The sequence below is a fragment of the Parvibaculum sp. genome, from assembly GCF_049651025.1.
In the GTDB taxonomy this organism is placed as follows: domain Bacteria; phylum Pseudomonadota; class Alphaproteobacteria; order Parvibaculales; family Parvibaculaceae; genus Parvibaculum.
The window spans coordinates 1-16,097 of record NZ_JBASBH010000106.1 but is presented as its reverse complement, the minus strand read 5'-3'; the positions used below and the strand labels follow the sequence as shown (position 1 = coordinate 16,097).

General features: G+C 61.4%; 19 protein-coding genes. 11 read left to right on the top strand and 8 right to left on the bottom strand.

Annotation, left to right across the window (positions count from 1 at the left end):
- The first annotated feature begins 7 nt into the window (after positions 1-7).
- The 4 genes from gloB to WA943_RS13795 all read left to right on the top strand — a co-directional run bounded on the left by gloB (position 8) and on the right by WA943_RS13795 (position 2,771).
- Complete coding sequence (gloB, locus tag WA943_RS13810; protein WP_424470467.1) at positions 8-778, top strand: hydroxyacylglutathione hydrolase; 771 nt, start codon at positions 8-10, stop codon at positions 776-778.
- Positions 779-780: 2 nt separating this feature from the next.
- Positions 781-1,215: a cupin domain-containing protein gene (locus WA943_RS13805; protein ID WP_424470466.1), complete on the top strand. Its 435-nt coding sequence runs from the start codon at positions 781-783 to the stop codon at positions 1,213-1,215.
- Between the two features lie 81 nt (positions 1,216-1,296).
- Positions 1,297-2,157 (top strand): polysaccharide deacetylase family protein, encoded by an 861-nt coding sequence (locus WA943_RS13800; RefSeq protein WP_424470465.1) that lies wholly within the window; start codon positions 1,297-1,299, stop codon positions 2,155-2,157.
- Entirely contained in the window at positions 2,154-2,771 is a 618-nt protein-coding gene (locus WA943_RS13795; protein ID WP_424470464.1) for a DUF882 domain-containing protein, read from the top strand. The genes WA943_RS13800 and WA943_RS13795 overlap by 4 nt, the downstream gene beginning before the upstream one ends.
- Here WA943_RS13795 and phbB read toward each other — a convergent pair.
- Both phbB and WA943_RS13785 read right to left on the bottom strand, forming a co-directional pair.
- A complete protein-coding gene (phbB, locus tag WA943_RS13790) occupies positions 2,768-3,493 on the bottom strand; it encodes an acetoacetyl-CoA reductase (protein ID WP_424470463.1) in 726 nt (241 codons plus the stop codon). The two genes, WA943_RS13795 and phbB, sit on opposite strands and share 4 nt — an antisense overlap.
- Positions 3,494-3,495: 2 nt before the next feature.
- Positions 3,496-4,686, bottom strand: coding sequence for an acetyl-CoA C-acetyltransferase (locus WA943_RS13785; protein WP_424470462.1), 1,191 nt, complete (start codon positions 4,684-4,686; stop codon positions 3,496-3,498).
- 260 nt (positions 4,687-4,946) lie between these two features.
- Between WA943_RS13785 and phaR the strand changes: the two genes are divergently transcribed.
- Positions 4,947-5,582, top strand: a complete 636-nt coding sequence (gene phaR, locus WA943_RS13780) for a polyhydroxyalkanoate synthesis repressor PhaR (protein ID WP_424470461.1) — start codon at positions 4,947-4,949, stop codon at positions 5,580-5,582.
- Between the two features lie 4 nt (positions 5,583-5,586).
- Here the strand turns inward: phaR and WA943_RS13775 are convergent, their stop codons facing one another.
- Positions 5,587-7,371, bottom strand: coding sequence for a putative bifunctional diguanylate cyclase/phosphodiesterase (locus tag WA943_RS13775; RefSeq protein WP_424470460.1), 1,785 nt, complete (start codon positions 7,369-7,371; stop codon positions 5,587-5,589).
- Positions 7,372-7,581: 210 nt separating this feature from the next.
- Between WA943_RS13775 and WA943_RS13770 the strand changes: the two genes are divergently transcribed.
- Positions 7,582-7,914 (top strand): hypothetical protein, encoded by a 333-nt coding sequence (locus WA943_RS13770; protein ID WP_424470459.1) that lies wholly within the window; start codon positions 7,582-7,584, stop codon positions 7,912-7,914.
- A 4-nt stretch (positions 7,915-7,918) separates the two neighbouring features.
- On the opposite strand, the gene WA943_RS13765 is transcribed toward WA943_RS13770, so the two are convergent.
- The 3 genes from WA943_RS13765 to WA943_RS13755 all read right to left on the bottom strand — a co-directional run bounded on the left by WA943_RS13765 (position 7,919) and on the right by WA943_RS13755 (position 9,997).
- Positions 7,919-8,281 carry a helix-turn-helix domain-containing protein gene (locus WA943_RS13765; protein WP_424470458.1) on the bottom strand — a complete coding sequence of 121 codons (363 nt, stop codon included), beginning with the start codon at positions 8,279-8,281 and terminating at the stop codon, positions 7,919-7,921.
- Position 8,282: 1 nt separating this feature from the next.
- The gene (locus tag WA943_RS13760) at positions 8,283-9,098 is read right to left on the bottom strand and encodes an enoyl-CoA hydratase/isomerase family protein (RefSeq protein ID WP_424470457.1); all 816 of its coding nucleotides are present in this window, start codon (positions 9,096-9,098) and stop codon (positions 8,283-8,285) included.
- 95 nt (positions 9,099-9,193) lie between these two features.
- On the bottom strand, positions 9,194-9,997 hold the full coding sequence (locus tag WA943_RS13755; RefSeq protein WP_424470456.1) for an SDR family oxidoreductase: 804 nt from the start codon (positions 9,995-9,997) through the stop codon (positions 9,194-9,196).
- 198 nt (positions 9,998-10,195) lie between these two features.
- Between WA943_RS13755 and WA943_RS13750 the strand changes: the two genes are divergently transcribed.
- The 4 genes from WA943_RS13750 to WA943_RS13735 all read left to right on the top strand — a co-directional run bounded on the left by WA943_RS13750 (position 10,196) and on the right by WA943_RS13735 (position 14,215).
- Complete coding sequence (locus WA943_RS13750; protein ID WP_424470455.1) at positions 10,196-11,245, top strand: alpha/beta fold hydrolase; 1,050 nt, start codon at positions 10,196-10,198, stop codon at positions 11,243-11,245.
- An 86-nt stretch (positions 11,246-11,331) separates the two neighbouring features.
- Positions 11,332-12,765, top strand: coding sequence for an aminodeoxychorismate synthase component I (pabB, locus tag WA943_RS13745; protein WP_424470454.1), 1,434 nt, complete (start codon positions 11,332-11,334; stop codon positions 12,763-12,765).
- Positions 12,762-13,364, top strand: coding sequence for an anthranilate synthase component II (locus WA943_RS13740; protein ID WP_424470453.1), 603 nt, complete (start codon positions 12,762-12,764; stop codon positions 13,362-13,364). The genes pabB and WA943_RS13740 overlap by 4 nt, the downstream gene beginning before the upstream one ends.
- The gene (locus WA943_RS13735; protein WP_424470452.1) at positions 13,361-14,215 is read left to right on the top strand and encodes an aminotransferase class IV; all 855 of its coding nucleotides are present in this window, start codon (positions 13,361-13,363) and stop codon (positions 14,213-14,215) included. Before WA943_RS13740 ends, WA943_RS13735 begins: the two co-directional genes overlap by 4 nt.
- Before the next feature lie 12 nt (positions 14,216-14,227).
- On the opposite strand, the gene WA943_RS13730 is transcribed toward WA943_RS13735, so the two are convergent.
- Entirely contained in the window at positions 14,228-14,620 is a 393-nt protein-coding gene (locus tag WA943_RS13730; RefSeq protein WP_424470451.1) for a hypothetical protein, read from the bottom strand.
- Positions 14,621-14,790: 170 nt separating this feature from the next.
- Between WA943_RS13730 and WA943_RS13725 the strand changes: the two genes are divergently transcribed.
- Entirely contained in the window at positions 14,791-15,870 is a 1,080-nt protein-coding gene (locus tag WA943_RS13725) for a M14 family metallopeptidase (RefSeq protein WP_424470450.1), read from the top strand.
- Positions 15,871-15,932: 62 nt separating this feature from the next.
- Here the strand turns inward: WA943_RS13725 and rpmF are convergent.
- The coding region (gene rpmF, locus WA943_RS13720) for a 50S ribosomal protein L32 (protein ID WP_424470606.1) at positions 15,933-16,097 on the bottom strand (165 nt) is incomplete at its 5' end.

Genomic DNA, 16,097 nt, shown 5'->3' with positions numbered 1-16,097 from the left:
GCCGGCCATGAGTAAACTCGAAATCCATCAATTCGAAGCCCTGAAGGACAATTACGGCTACCTCGTGCATGAGCCGTCCACGGGCGCGACCGCCGCCATCGATACGCCCGAAGTCGCCCCGATCCTGAAGGCGCTCGACGCCAAGGGCTGGAAGCTTACGCATATTCTCAACACGCATCATCATTTCGACCATGCGGGCGGCAATGCGGAGCTGAAGGCAAAAACCGGCTGCATGATCGTCGGCCCGAAAGGCGAGCGCGATCTGATCCCCGATATCGACCGTGCGGTCGGCGAAGGCGACATTATCGAACTCGGCGCGGCGCGCGCTCGCGTCATCGAGGTCCCCGGACATACGCGCGGCCATATCGCCTATTCCTTTGGCGAGGATCATGTCGTCTTTGTCGGCGACACGCTTTTTGCGCTGGGTTGCGGACGTCTCTTTGAGGGCACGGCGGAGCAGATGTGGACATCGCTCGGCAAGCTGATGGCGCTGCCCGACGACACCACCGTCTATTGCGCCCATGAATATACGCAATCCAATGCGCGCTTTGCGCTCAGCGTCGAGCCGCAAAATGCAGCACTTGTGAGTCGCGCGAAAGATATCGATGCAAAACGCGCGCGCGGCGAATGGACCGTACCGACAACCATCGGCCTCGAGAAAGCGACAAACCCGTTCCTGCGCGCCGCAAGCCCCGACCTGCGCGAAACCATCGGCCTCATCAACGCAACAGACGTCGATGTTTTCGCCGAGACAAGAGCGCGCAAGGACAAGTTTTAAACATGACGGCACCGCTCGGCGCGGACGACATCATCCGCCTGCTTGATCTCGCACCCCATCCCGAAGGCGGTTGGTTCAAGGAAACCTTCCGCGACATGGGCACGGCCAATGGCCGCGCGCATGGCACGGCGATCTATTATCTGCTGAAGGCAGGCGAACGCTCGCATTGGCACCGCGTCGATGCCGCCGAAATCTGGCACTGGCATGCAGGCGGCCCGCTGGCGCTGAAGCTCTCGCCCGATGGCCGCACAAGCAAAACGCTCCACCTCGGCCCCAACCTCGCAGCAGGCGAGCGCCCGCAACTTGTGGTGCCCAAAGGCGCCTGGCAGGCCGCGGAACCGCTCGGGGCCTTCACACTGGTCGGCTGCACCGTGGCCCCCGGCTTCGACTTCGCGGGCTTTGAAATGGCGCCGAAGGACTGGCAACCCGGCGTGTGAGCCATAGCGATTCCCGCTTTTCCCATTATGGAACAGTGATAGTCTCGCAGACGCGGCTTTCGGGGCATGGGGCGTCTTCGCGTGAACCTTCTCAGGGCTATCTCAATCTGCTCGCTGGCAGCGCTTCTGCTCGCGCCCGCAATCGCCAATGCCCAGACCACGACGCCCGCTGCCGATCAGACCTGCCCGACCGATGCTCTGGCCCCAGCCCACACGCCCACCGTGGCGCTCGACACGAGCGGCGGCCCGACCTACGGCACCATGCAATACAGAAACGGCGCGACGCTCGGCCGCAAGGAAATCGCCCTCACATTTGACGATGGCCCGAACCCGGACACAACGCCGCGCATTCTCGACATTCTCGACCGACACTGCATCAAGGCGACCTTCTTCATGGTCGGCATCTATGCGCAGGCACGGCCTGATCTCGTGCGCGAGGTCGCAGCGCGCGGCCACTATATCGGCACCCATACATGGACGCATCGCAACCTTCGCCACCTCTCGCTTGCCGAGGCCAAACGCGAAATCACGAGAGCCTTCAACGCCGTCGAAACGGCGCTTGCAAGCGCACCGCCGGAATCTCAAGACCGCCTCGCGCCCTTCTTCCGCTTCCCCGGCCTTAACGACAAGAAGGCGCTGATCTCGTGGCTCGCCACGCATGACATCGCGACCGTCTCGTGCGAATTCGGAGCCGATGACTGGTTGCGGATCGGCAAGGCGGAAGTCTATCGGCGTGGCCTGCGCAACATTGCCGAAGTCGGAAGCGGCATCCTGATCCTCCACGACACGAAGCCCCACACGGCGGACATGCTGTCCGACTTCATCGTGACACTGGAAAAGCGCGGCTATCGCTTCGTGCAGATCGTGCCGGACCGCAAGGCGCGCGAGCTTGCCGCCGCAGCCCCCGGCAGTCTCATAGACATGAAAAAGTCCGTGCAATGAACAGGAAAACAATCACGCGCCGCGCCGCGCTGACGCTCGCCACCGGAGCCGCCGCCCTTGTTGCCGCGCCATCGATCCTGCGTGCCGATGCGTCCTATAAGCGCCGCCTCAACATGCAGAGCCTCAACTCAGGCGAGAAGCTCGACGTCGTCTACTGGGCCGATGGCGACTATATCCCCGACGCGCTGAAACGCATCGACTGGTTCATGCGCGATTTGCGAACCAATGAAAAAACGAAAATGAGCGTGCGCCTGCTCGATCTGCTTCACGAGATCGACACGCTCACCCCGTCAAAAAATCCGCTCTACACAATGTCCGGCTATCGCTCGCCGAAAACCAATGCGCTGCTCGCCTCGGTGTCGGAAGGCGTCGACCCGGCGAGCTTTCACATGCGCGGCATGGCGATGGACCTGACGCAGGATTTCGCCGACCCCGGCATGATCTATCGCGTGGCGAAAAAATTGGGTCGTGGCGGCGCGGGCTTTTATCCGACAAGCAAACCATTCGTGCATGTCGATGTTGGCCCGCCCGACACATGGGTCTATCCGCAGAAAGGCCGTCCCGACCGAGCCGCGGAATATGACCGCGACCAGGCCGGAAAGCGAAAGACCTAGCCTGAAATATACTGCGCGCCGTTGCAGGTGAGCGTCGTGCCGGTGATGAAGGCAGACTTCTCATCGGCAAGGAACACGACGCAATGCGCGATCTCGTCGGCCTGTCCGAGACGACCCACAGGGATCGTCGCAATGATGCTCTCGAGAACCTTCGGCGGCACCGCTTGCACCATCTCGGTGTCGATGTAGCCCGGCGCAATCACATTGACCGTGATGCCCTTCTTGGCGACTTCCTGCGCAAGCGCTTTCGTGAAGCCGACCATGCCCGCCTTCGCCGCCGAATAATTCGTCTGGCCCATCTGGCCCTTCTGGCCGTTGATCGACGAAATATTGATGATGCGTCCGAAACCGCGGTCGCGCATCGGGCCGATCAGCGGCTGCGTCATATTGAAGAGCGAGTCGAGGTCGGTCGAGATAACCTCGCGCCAAAGCTGCGGCGTCATCTTGTGCAGCATCGCGTCGCGCGTGATGCCCGCATTGTTGACGACGACGTCGATGGGCCCGAGCTTTGCTTCGACAGCGGCGATGCCTTTCACGCAGGCGTCGTAATCGCTCACATCCCACTTGAAGACGGGAATGCCGTGCTCTTTGGAAAATGCTTCGGCAGCCGCTTCATTGCCCGCGTAATTCGCCGCGACATTGTAGCCGGCCGCCTTCAGGGCGACGGAGATGGCCGCGCCGATGCCGCGCGTACCGCCGGTAACGATCGCAACTTTGGACATACTCAAGTTCTCTCCACGCAAAGGGCAATGCCCATGCCGCCACCGATGCAAAGAGTCGCGAGACCCTTTTTGGCATCGCGCTTTTCCATTTCATGCAGCAAGGTCACGAGAACGCGCGCGCCCGACGCACCGATCGGATGACCGATGGCAATCGCGCCGCCATTCACATTGACCTTGTCCGTATCCCAGCCGAGATCCTTGTTGACCGCGAGCGCCTGCGCCGCAAAGGCTTCATTGGCTTCGACGAGATCGAGATCGCCGACAGACCAGCCCGCCTTTTTCAACGCCGCGCGCGATGCAGGGATCGGACCTGTGCCCATCACAGCCGGATCGACGCCGGCCTGCGCCCAGGACACGATGCGCGCGAGAACCTTGCGGCCTTCCTTTTTCGCACGTTCCGCGCTCATCAGCACGAGAGCGGCAGCGCCGTCATTGATGCCGCTCGCATTCGCGGCCGTGACCGAACCGTTTTCTTTCTGGAAGGCAGGCTTCAAGCCCTTGATGCCGTCAAGCGTGGTACCCGGCTTGATATATTCGTCTTCTGAAACGACCGTATCACCCTTGCGGCCCTTGATCGTGACCGGCACGATCTCGTCCTTGAAGCGACCGGACTTCTGCGCCGCTTCCGCCTTGTTTTGCGAAGCGACGGCAAACCTGTCCTGCTCCTCGCGCGTGATCTGCCAACGCGCGGCGACGTTCTCCGCCGTCTGGCCCATGTGATAGCCGTGAAAGGCGTCCCACAAACCGTCCTTGATCATCGTGTCGACAAACTGCATGTCGCCCATCTTGACGCCCGAGCGCAGATAGGCGGCATGCGGCGCCATGCTCATGCTTTCCTGACCGCCGGCGACGACGACATCGCTGTCGCCATTCACGATGGCCTGATAGCCAAGCGCGACGGCGCGAAGACCTGAACCGCAAAGCTGATTGACGCCCCATGCGGGCACTTCGACAGGCAGACCTGCATTGATCGAGGCCTGACGCGCGGGGTTTTGTCCCTGCCCCGCTTGCAAAATCTGCCCCATGATGACTTCGGATACCTGGTCTTTCGCAACGCCCGCGCGCTCCAAGGCTGCGCTGATTGCAATTCTTCCAAGTTCGTGCGCGGGAACGCTCGAAAAGGCGCCATTGAAGGAACCGACAGGCGTACGCGCTGCGCCGACAATTACGACTTCGATATCGGATTTGGTCATGGTTGCATCCCTGGAATGTTGATCGCCGGGCCGTTCACGCTACACGAAGAGCCGTTGCGATCCACATGACAATGCCCCAGCGACAAAAGACGGTAAATGGAATTCTGTGCGATGCAACGCAGGGCTTGCGCATTGCAACAATACCGCGTCAGAATGCGGCCCGATAATGGGGAAAACCCGAGGGCAACGAGGCTGCAATGCAAAGCGGCCCGACAAAACTCTCGGATGGGCGCATAGCCTTCAGTGGAGATTGACCAGCCGTGGCCAAAAAAACCGCATCCACGGGTGATGATGTCATCGTCATCAAGAAATACGCGAACCGTCGCCTCTATAACACGGCGACGTCGAGCTACGTCACGCTCGACCATCTATGCGAGATGGTGAAGCAGGGACAGGATTTCACCGTTCACGACGCAAAGACCAACGAAGACATCACGCGCTCGGTACTTGCGCAGATCATCTTCGAAGAGGAAGGAAAGAGCGGGCAGAACCTGCTGCCCATCAAGTTCCTCCGCCAGCTCATTCGTTTTTACGGCGACAGCCTGCAGGGATTCATTCCCTCCTATCTCGAACTCAGCATGGACAGTTTCTCGCGCGAGCAGGAAAAACTGCGCACACGGATCGCCAGCGCCTTCACAGGCGGCCCGCGTCTTGGCCAGTTCGAAGATCAGATCCGCCAGAATTTCGCGATGTTCGACAGCGCCATGCGCATGTTTTCGCCCTTCGCAAACCGCTCACGCAATGGCGGCGAACCCGCAGACGAAACCGGCAAGGCGACGGACGAAAAGGCAACGGCAGCGCCCGCCGATGGCGGTTCGCGCGACAATGAGCTGGAAGAACTAAAGCGTCAGCTTGCCGCCATGCAGGCACAGCTTGAATCGCTCGCCAAGAAATAAGCGCTCAGGCGCGCTTGTTCGCCAGAGCGCCGCGCATATTCGCCGCCGGTAGCTGCAGAACCGGCTCTCCGAGAAAGAAGCCCTGCAAATATTCGACGCCGAAGTCGCGCAGCATGGCGACTTCCTCGGCATTGCCGACCCATTCCGCCACGATCGGCAGATTGAAGTTATGCGCAAGCTCGACAAGGGTGCGGACGAAAAACTGGTTGTCCTTGTTCGTCACAAGATCCTGCACGAAAGAGCCGTCGATCTTCACGAGATCGACCTCGATCGTCTTCAGGTTTCGGAACGACGTATAGCCCGCACCGAAATCGTCGATTGCGACCTGGCATCCGAGATCGCGCAGCGTCGTCACGAATTCCGCCGAGCCCGCAATCTCGTGCAGCGCGACCGTCTCGGTGATCTCGACGATGAGGCGCGAGGCAAGCGTGCGGTCGGCGCGCAACTGCGCCACAAGCGTATCGAGCCACATGTGATCGCTGGTCGTGCGCCCTGACACGTTGAGCGACAGGGTGACATCGGGACGGTTCCGCAATGTCTCCATCGTCAATTCCATCGCGCGGAAATCGAGCAGGCCGATAAGGCCGAGCTTCTCGGCAATGGGAACGAAATTCCCGGCCGCGGCAATCGACCCGTCAGGCTGTTCGAGCCTGATGAGGCATTCATGCATCATCACATCGCCCGTGACCGACGAGACGATGGGCTGATAGGCAAGGCAGATGCGCCGCTGGTTCAATGCCGCCACCAGTTCGTCGGCGACGTTCAGATTGTGTCGCCGCATCTGTTCACGTTCGCGCGACGGCGTGTACATGACATAGCTGTCACGATACATCTGCTTGGCGGCCGTCAGCGCCTCTTCGGCATGTGAAAGCGCATGCTCGACAGTTTGCGCATGTGCAGGCAGCGAAACGCAGCCCGCCGAAACAGTCGTCGCCACCGGGCCGCGCGATGTCTGGATGACCTGATCGCGCACGGAGGCAAGCAGGCGCTCCGTCACCGCGATCAACCGCTCCTTGCTGCAATTGCGCAGCACGAGGCCGAACTTGTTGCCGGAATAGCGCCCCACGGCATCGGTGCGCCGCGCAAGACCGCGCAGGCGTTTGCCGATACCGACGATCACTTCATCGGCAACATCGAACCCGTGGGCATCGTTGATGAGTGTCAGATTATCGACGGCGAGCAACAGGAATGCACCGGACGACTTTGTCCGAACCGTATGGCCCAGCGTCTCTTCGATGGCGCCCATGAGATGCTTGCGATTGAGAAGGCCGGTCAATTCGTCGAACGTCTTGAGCCGTTCGATACGCTCGGCCTGCCCGCGCCGCTCGTCGATCGAACGCAGAACGCCGATGGCGATTTCGGGCTTGCCGTCCGCACCGGCATACCACCGGCCACGATCTTCGTACCAGCGAAGCGCGCCCGTATCGTCTTTCAACTGATATTCGAGTTCGTAAGGGACACCGGCCCCATTGTCGGCAACGGTCGCGCCGGTGAATGCGTCAAGGCGGCTGGAGCCGTTCTGGCACAACACGCGCGAGCGAAGCGCACTGTCGGACGACATGTCCTCGGCCTTGTGGACGCCGAGCATGGCTTGTGCGCCCTCTGCCCAATGAATGTGATCGGAGTTGATGTTCCAGCGATACGCGACATCGCCGACGGCATTGGCCGCCGTTGAAAAGAGATCGTCGCGACGGCCTGGAGACAAGTCATGCGAAGCGGGCAATACGCGCTCGCTTCCATTATCTTCGGCGGCGGTCTTATCGACCGGTTTTTGCGCTTCCCCGTTCACCACAAGCCTCACTCGCTCCATTGACCCGGCATTCGGCGCCGACCCGCCCGTCCTGGGCGGCCTTTCGAGCGATATGCAGTCTGCTTGACAGTTCTTAAGATTCCGCCAAACCATATGGCGACTAAAGTTTTAATAAGATTGGTTAATTCGCGCGACGACCTACAATGGGTCATTCTCCACTGGCAGGCTTTTTGCTCTTACTGAGCTGATATGACCAGCATTCGACGCATAGGTTCAACGCAAAATCTGCCCTCGCCACACGCGCGCGGCAGTCAGGAAGCGGTCGCGTCTTCCGGTGCGACGAATGCAACGCAAGCACAGCCTCCGCACACAAATGCCGGCCTCGGCAGCACCAGCGCGAGTTTCCGTCCCGTCGCGAGTTTCCTTGCGCAATATGTCGATCAGCATTTCCCCTGGCCGCGCGCGCCCCATCGCAAGGATCGGCAACGACAGCGCGCGACAAGCGCCTATATCACCGCCGACATGCTGCCCGATCTCCTCGCCGAGACATTGCGCATGCGGCCCATCGACCAGAAGCTATAGACGCTCAACCGCCTTGCGCCCGCGTCGCGAAAATCAGCGACTGGAGATCGGCAATCGCCCGCTCGATACGCACAAGGCGCTGGTCCATCTCTTCGAGCTTCGCCAACACATGTGAATTACCGCCAGCGCCCGCAGCCTCTCGCGGCGCAGGCGTCGCAATGCCGGCCCGCGTCACCACTTCCGCCGCCGGCGTTGCAATGAGGCGCGCAAGCATCGCCACTTCATTGGGCGACAGCTCGCGCTGATCCTTCCATATCTCATCCACCTCTTCGCGCGAGACGCGCAAGGCCGAGGCGACATCGTCTCGCGTCAGCCCCTGAGCCTTGAGCTTCTGGTTGAACCAGTCCTGATCGAAAAACAGCGCCATATCATTTACCCGTGAAAACCGGGGCGCGCTTTTCCAGAAAACTCTTCACACCCTCGCGGTGATCTTCCGTCTGGAAAAGCCGTCCGAGCGTGCCGGATACCCAACTGCCGATCTCGCGCAAATCACCGTAAGACGTGCGGCGCAGGCCTTCCTTCATATAGCGAAGCGCCAGCGGCGGATTGACGGCAATGCGCGTTGCCATGGCCAGCGCGCGATCCATCAATTGCGCATGCGGCGCGACTTCGCTGACAAGCCCGATGCGCAAGGCTTCCTGCGCATCGATGATGTCGCCGGTGAAAAGAAGCTCGGCCGCTTTCGCCGGACCGACAATCGCCGGCAGACGCCAAAGGCCGCCGACATCAGAAACGAGACCGCGCTTGATGAAGATTTCCCCGAACTTCGCCTGATCGGACGCAATGCGGATATCGGCGAAAAGCGAAAGCTCCGTGCCCCAGCCGACTGCCGCGCCATTGACCGCGGCAATGACCGGCTTGTCGCATTCAAGCGCCGCGACGGCGGCAGGCGTCGGCTCGGGCCTGACGCGCGTCAGGCTCGCGACGCTGACGTCGCGCTGCTCGCCCGTCATCATCTCCTTCACATCCTCGCCCGAACAAAAGGCGGGATCGACGCCGGAAACGATGACGCAGCGAACTTCTGGATCGGCAGCCGCCGCGCGAAAGCCCCACTCGATCTCGTCATAGGCGCGCCGGTTGAGCGCATTGCGCCGGTCGGGCCTGTTGATCTTCATCGTCGCGATGTGATCGCGGACGTCATAGAGAAGGCAGGTGAACTCTTCCGGTGCGATGCGAGCGGCCATAGAACGTCTCCCCTTTTGAATTGCTTTGTCCACAGCCTAACGAGAGCTTCAGCCGGGTCAAAGCCTGTTCAGCAGGGGAAACGCCCTCTATCGCCTTACTTGAAGTTGCCGAGCGCGTCCGCCCCTGCGTCACCAAGCTTCGAGCCGCCATCGCAATCGATGATCGAGCCGGTGATATATTTGGCATTGTCGGTCGACAGGAAAAGCGCCGTATCGGCAATATCCGTCTTGGTGCCGTAGTCGCGAAGCGCGATGCGCGACTTGATCGCCTTTTCCATCTCCGCCGTCGGCGCAAGGCGCAGCATGCCTTCCGTCTCCGAAATGGGTCCGGGCGAGATCGCATTGACGCGAACGCCTGCCGGGCCCCATTCCATGGCAAGGCACTTCGTCAGCATGTTGATGCCAGCCTTGGCGGCGCAGACATGCGCCTGGAACATCGTCGCATTCACAGCCTGCGGCGCGGTGATCGAAATAAGCGAGGCGCCCGGCCGATTGAGATACTGGAACGAGGCGCGCAGCACATGGAACGTGCCGACGAGATCGATATCGACGACCGTCTTGAAGCCGTTCGACGAAATGCCCAGCGCCGGGGCGACGAAATTGCCCGCCGCGCCGGAAATCACGATATCGATCTTGCCGAACTGGTCATGCACCGTCTTGAACGCCGCATCGACGGCATCGAAATCGCGCACGTCGGCCGCGATACCGATGGCGGGAAAGCCCTCATCCGTCATGGTCTTTACCGCTGCCGCGATCTTTTCGGCGCTACGGCTGATGATCGCAACCTTTGCGCCCGCCCGCGCGAAATGTTGGGCGATACCCAGATTGATGCCGCTAGATGCGCCGGCGATAAATGCAACCTTGCCCGCGAGCACCTGGTCTTTAAAAGCATTCTGCATTGGGTCGCTCCCTTGATATATGGTCCGTCCCATAGGGGCTCGGTACTGATGATATGTCGTTTCAGCGCATCAAGCCTCCATTCCATCGATGCTGCAAGTCCGCTCGCCTGAACGTATTTGTCGCTTCGCATGTGAAGCTTTAGACTGCCGCAGGGTCGGCAGCGGTTTTGCGAGGCTGCGTTGGGGGAGATCGAGTTAATGGCGGTCCTGAAGGCCGCGACCGTCATCACGGTCGCGTTTCTGCTGATATTGCTGATGAGCTATTGGGCGGCGGGCCGGGCACGTCCGGTGCTCGACGTAGCCACGCGCACTCTCCTCGTCAAAAAAGGCCTCGCCCATGCTTTCATCGAGCTTGGCGACGGCACCGTCCATTACCGCCTCGAAGGCCAGCCCGGTGCGCCGCTGGTGGTGCTGATCCACGGCTTTTCGACGCCATCCTTCGTCTGGGACAATTATTTCGCGCCATTGCGCGGCGCCGGTTACCGCGTGCTGTCTTTCGACAATTACGGACGCGGCTTTTCCGACCGCCCGGACACGATCTATGACGCCAATCTCACCGACCGGCTGGTCGGCGAACTGCTGGACAAGCTCGCCCCGAACGAACCTGCGCATATCGTCGGCTATTCGATGGGCGGCGCCACCGCGACCATCTTCGCGGCCCGCCATCCCGAACGCGTGCGCAGCCTCACGCTCATCGCGCCCGCAGGCCTCGGCGTTTCGACAAACGAGAATGTCGAACTGCTGAAGCGCCGCTTTGTCGGCGACTGGATCGTGCGCATGTTCGGCCTGAAAATATTCCACGCCGAAGCCGCCGAGCAGTCGAAATACGCGCCGACCCCCGCCCGCTTCCTCGCCGACTTCGACCGGCAGATGGATTATCGTGGCTATGGCGATGCGCTGCTTTCAACGCTCCGCAATTATCCCCTGACCGGGGCCGACGCCGCCTACGCCGAGGCCGGGCAATCGCGCCGCCCGGTATTGGTGATCTGGGGCGAAAAGGACGAGACGGTGCCTTTCGCCAATGCGAGCAGGCTGATGACGATGATGCCGAGGGCAAAGCTCTATTCCTACGCAAAGCTCGGCCACGAAATCACTTTCTCGCAAAGCCCCATGGTCTCCGGGCTGATCGCGCAGTTCCTGAATTCTCAGAGTGACGCATCTGCGGGCGCAACGGCACCTGCAATGCGGCTGAAAGCGCGGCCCGACGCCGTGCCCGCAGCCTTGCCGGCCACAGAACAGGCCCAATAGGGCGAACCTCTCGCCACACCCATATGAGAGCGCTAGACTGGCGGCGGAAGCTGTTGCGCTCCCCTTCCCGGCGAGGCCCGGTACCCGTGTCAGAATTGCATATCGAAGAATTGGCCTGGTTTGAGCCACATGAATTGTTTCATGCTTTCGCGCATGAACCCTATGCCCTGCTGCTCGACAGCGCGACGGCGGGTCCGGGCCGCGATGTCGCGCTGCATGGCCGCTGGAGCTTCATCGCCCTTGATCCCTTCGACACGCTGACCGCGCAAGGCGGCGATCGGACGAACCCCTTCGACGCGCTGAAAACAAAACTCGCCGCCGCGCGCCCGATAAAAAGCACGTCAGCGCTCCCCCCTTTCATCGGCGGTGCTGCGGGCTTCTGGGGCTACGATCTCGCGCGCTGGCTTGAGCGCCTGCCACCGGCAGAGCGACCCAACGCCATCGACGACCAGAACCTGCCGGACATGGCGCTCGGGTTTTACGATGTCGTTCTCGCCTTCGACATGGCCTGCCACCGCACCGTTCTCCTGTCGAGCGGCGAGCCTGAACGCGACCCTCGCCGCAGAACGGATCGCGCCCGCTCGCGCGCCGCGCAACTGCGCGCGAGCATCGAGGCGGCCCAGCCGCCACAGCGCAGCGCGCCTTCGCACACGGTTGCAGTTACGTCGAACTTCACACGCACCGCCTATGAGAACGCGGTGACACGCGTCATCGACTATATTCGCGCCGGGGATATTTTTCAGGCGAACCTGACGCAGCGCTTTGAAGCGCGCCTCGACAAGAACGATACGGCCTACGATCTTTATCTGCGGCTCCGCGCGCAAAGCCCCGCGCCCTTTGCTTCTTTCTTCAACTTCGGCGCGGGCGCGCTCATTTCATCATCGCCCGAACGCTTCCTCTTCTGCCGCAATGGCGAGGTCGAGACGAAGCCGATCAAAGGCACGCGCCCGCGCGGCTCCACGCCGAAGGAAGACAAACACCTCGCCGCCGAACTTCTCGCATCAGAAAAGGATCGCGCTGAAAATGTGATGATCGTCGATCTGTTGCGCAACGATCTGTCGCGCGTCTGCGCGGATCATTCGGTAGTGGTGGACAAGCTCTGCGCGCTGGAAAGCTTTGCCAATGTGCATCACCTCGTCTCCACCGTGCGCGGAAAGCTTCGCGAGGGGCTGACGAATGTCGATCTTCTCACCGCCGCCTTTCCCGGCGGCTCGATCACAGGCGCACCCAAGCTGCGCGCCATGGAGATCATCGCCGAACTGGAGCCCACGACGCGCGGACCCTATTGCGGCGCAATCGGCTATCTCGGTTTCGATGGCGCGATGGATACGTCAATTGCGATCCGCACCATGACGCTCAAGGGCGATCGCATCACCTTTCAGGCAGGCGGCGGCATCACGGCTGAAAGCGACCCGGCCGCCGAATATGAAGAAACGCTGGCAAAGGCCAGGGCGATGATCCACGCGCTGGATGCGAACAATCATACAAGCGCGGTCGAAACCGAGGAGGCATCGGCATGATCCTCCTCATCGATAATTACGACAGCTTCGTCCACAACCTCGCCCGCTATGTCGGCGAACTTGGATATGCGCGCCGCGTCGTGCGGAACGACGCCATCGCCATCGACGAGGTACTGGCGAGCGCACCCGATGCGATCATTCTGTCGCCCGGCCCCTGCGGCCCCGACGAAGCGGGAATTTCTGTCGCGCTTGCAAGGGCGGCAGCGGAAGCGCGGATTCCGCTTCTCGGCGTCTGCCTCGGGCATCAATGCATCGCCGCCGCTTTCGGTGGCGCCATCCATCGCACCGCGCCTGTTCACGGCAAGCCTGCGCGGATCACGCATGACGGCAGCGGCATTTTCATGGGCATACCCAGCCCTTTCATTGCGGCGCGCTATCACTCGCTTGTCGCCGAGCTGGCACCGGGCGGACCCTTGCGCGCAACCGCGCATGTCGAGGACGGCACCTTGATGGCGCTGGAGCATCAAGACGCGCCCGTCTTCGGCGTGCAGTTTCACCCTGAATCCGTATTGACCGAGCATGGCCATCGCCTGCTTAGAAACTTCCTCGACCTCGCATCTCGTCCTCACGCTCCTCAATCGATAAGGGCAAGCGCATGATCATCTGGATCAACGGCGAACTGATGGATGAACGCGACGCCCGCATCGCGCCAAACGATCGTGGATTTCTTCTCGGCGACGGCCTCTTTGAAACATTGCTTGCAAGGCAAGGCCGCATCGCTTTCCTCGACGCCCATGTCGTGCGCCTTGCGGCAGGCGGCAATATTCTCGGCATTCCGTTGCCCGCCTCGACGCGCCATCTCGGCGTGGCTTGCGGCATGCTGCTTGAAGCAAACGGGCTGACGAAATCTGCCCGCACCGCGCTTCGCATCACCGTGACGCGCGGACCCGGCCCGCGCGGCCTTCTGCCTCCTGCGAAGCCAAATCCGACGCTTATGATCACGGCAAGCGAAAGCCCGCAGCCTGCACCGTCGCAAAGCGCCGTCCTTGCAACGACGCGCCGCAATGCGCTCTCGCCCGTGTCGCGCCTGAAGGCACTTCCCTATCTCGACAATCTTCTGGCGCGCGAGGAAGCACGCTCGCGCGGCGCGGATGAAGCGCTGATGCTCGACACGTCGGGCCATCTGGCTTGCGCAAGCGTCGCCAATATTTTTCTCTGGGAGGGCGACAAGCTCGTCACGCCTGCCGAGGAATGCGGCATCCTGCCGGGCGTCACGCGCGCAGCCGTCATCGAACTGGCAGAGCGCCTGAAGATCAGCGTCACGGAAGACATGATCGCGCCGCAGCGCATCGCGCTCGCCGATGGCGCATTTCTCACCAACAGCCTGATCGGCCTGATGCCCCTGTCGCGCATCGAACGCCGCGATGTCCCCATGCACCGGCTGACCGGCAGGCTTCAGGCAGCCTATGAACTGCTGCTTGAAGCCGACGAGGAAGAAAGCGACGCCTGAGGCGACCGCGCCCTATTCCGTAACGGTGAAGTCGCGACGCGCCGCCGTGATCGTCACCGTGAAGCCGGCGATCACATCGAGAAGGTTGAGCAGCACGATCAGGAAGAACACCGAGGTGCCGAACTGCGGCAGAACGATGAACTGCACGAGAGCCACCAGCAGCACCAGCATCGACAAAGCATGATTGATGATCGTCGCCGATCCGGTCCGCGTCGAATTGATCAGCTCGAGAAAGAGCATGATCAGACCGAAGACGAGGAGAGCGTCCCCGATGGTGACGGTCCACGCGGTTCCCGAGACGAGGGCGACCGTAAACACGCCGGTTTCCATCGTGAAGCCTGTCAGGAAGACGATGATGTTGTAGGCAATGACGACCAGCGCCAGAAGCGGAAGCGAACCGAACATATTGATCCCCCGTTTGAGCCTGCGGCCCCCAGAAACCCGAATTCGTGTCAATCTAGCACAAAACTCCGTCCCCGGCGTAGTCTGGGGATATGAAATCAGGGCCACGCCTTGCGGCGAGGCAATAGTGCCAGCCCGAGGGGCGGCCGGTAAACGATTGAGGTAATGAGGATATGACGGCAACGGCGCAATATTTTTCCGGCACCTATGCGCAGGCGCGTGCCCGCTTCCTCGATGCCGCAAAAACGGCTGGCGCAACGGTCGCGCACAATCTCCACCCCCTCAAAGGCCCGGACGGCGGCGAGATCGCAACCGATGTGGCGCGGGTCGGACCGGCAAACGCCCGCAACATACTGGGCATCGGATCGGGCACGCATGGCGTCGAAGGCTTCTGCGGCTCGGGCATATCGACCGCCCTTCTCGCCTCGGGCTTTGCGGGCAAGCTGCCCGCCGATACGGCGCTCATCTTCATCCATGCAATCAACCCCTGGGGATTTGCCTGGGGCCGCCGCGTCAATGAGGACAATGTCGATCTCAACCGCAATTTCCTCGACCACGACAAGGCGCACCCGGAAAATCCCGGCTATGACGCGATCTATGACGCGGTGAACCCGAAGGAGCTTTCCGAAGAAGCCCTCGCAGACGGTCGCGCGAAGATGAAGGCCTATGCGGAAGCCCACGGCCCGGCGGCACTGCAACATGCGCTGACCGCTGGCCAATACATCTATCCCGAAGGCGTGCAGTTCGGCGGGCAGAAACCCGTCTGGTCGAACACGACACTACGCGACATCATCCGCCGCGAAATGGGGGCGGCTGAGCGCATCGTCTATATCGACATTCACTCAGGTCTCGGCGCACGCGGACATGGCGAGGTCATCAGCACCGCGCCGGAAACGAACGACGCTTTCAAACGCATGCATGGCTGGTGGGGCGATATCGTTCACTCGACGCGCGCGCAAGGCTCCGTATCGTCGGACGTGCCGGGCTCCATCACCGAGGCCTTTGCGCAGGAATTGACCGGCCGCGAAGTGACGCCATGCGGGCTGGAATTTGGAACGATCGCGATGAATGCGGTTGCCGCCGCCCTCGTTGCGGATAATTGGCTGCATCGCAATGGCGGCTTCGACAATGCCCGCGCGCCTGCGATCAAGCGCCAGATCCGCGATGCCTTCTACGTCGATGAAGACGACTGGAAGGAAGACGTCACGCGCCAGACAAGGCAGATGGCAACGCGGGCCCTCGAAGATTTCTGAGACCAAAAACAAAAGCGCCGGCATGAAAGCCGGCGCTTGAAATCTTCATCGAACGCAAAGGTTCAGATGCCGCCCTTGGGCTTCAGGATCTGACGGCCGCGATACATGCCGCTCTTCAGATCGACGTGATGGGGACGATGCAGCTCGCCCGAATCCGGGTTCTCGACATAGGTCGGCTGCTTCAGCGCATCGGCCGAGCGACGCATGCCACGCTTGGAGGGCGAAGT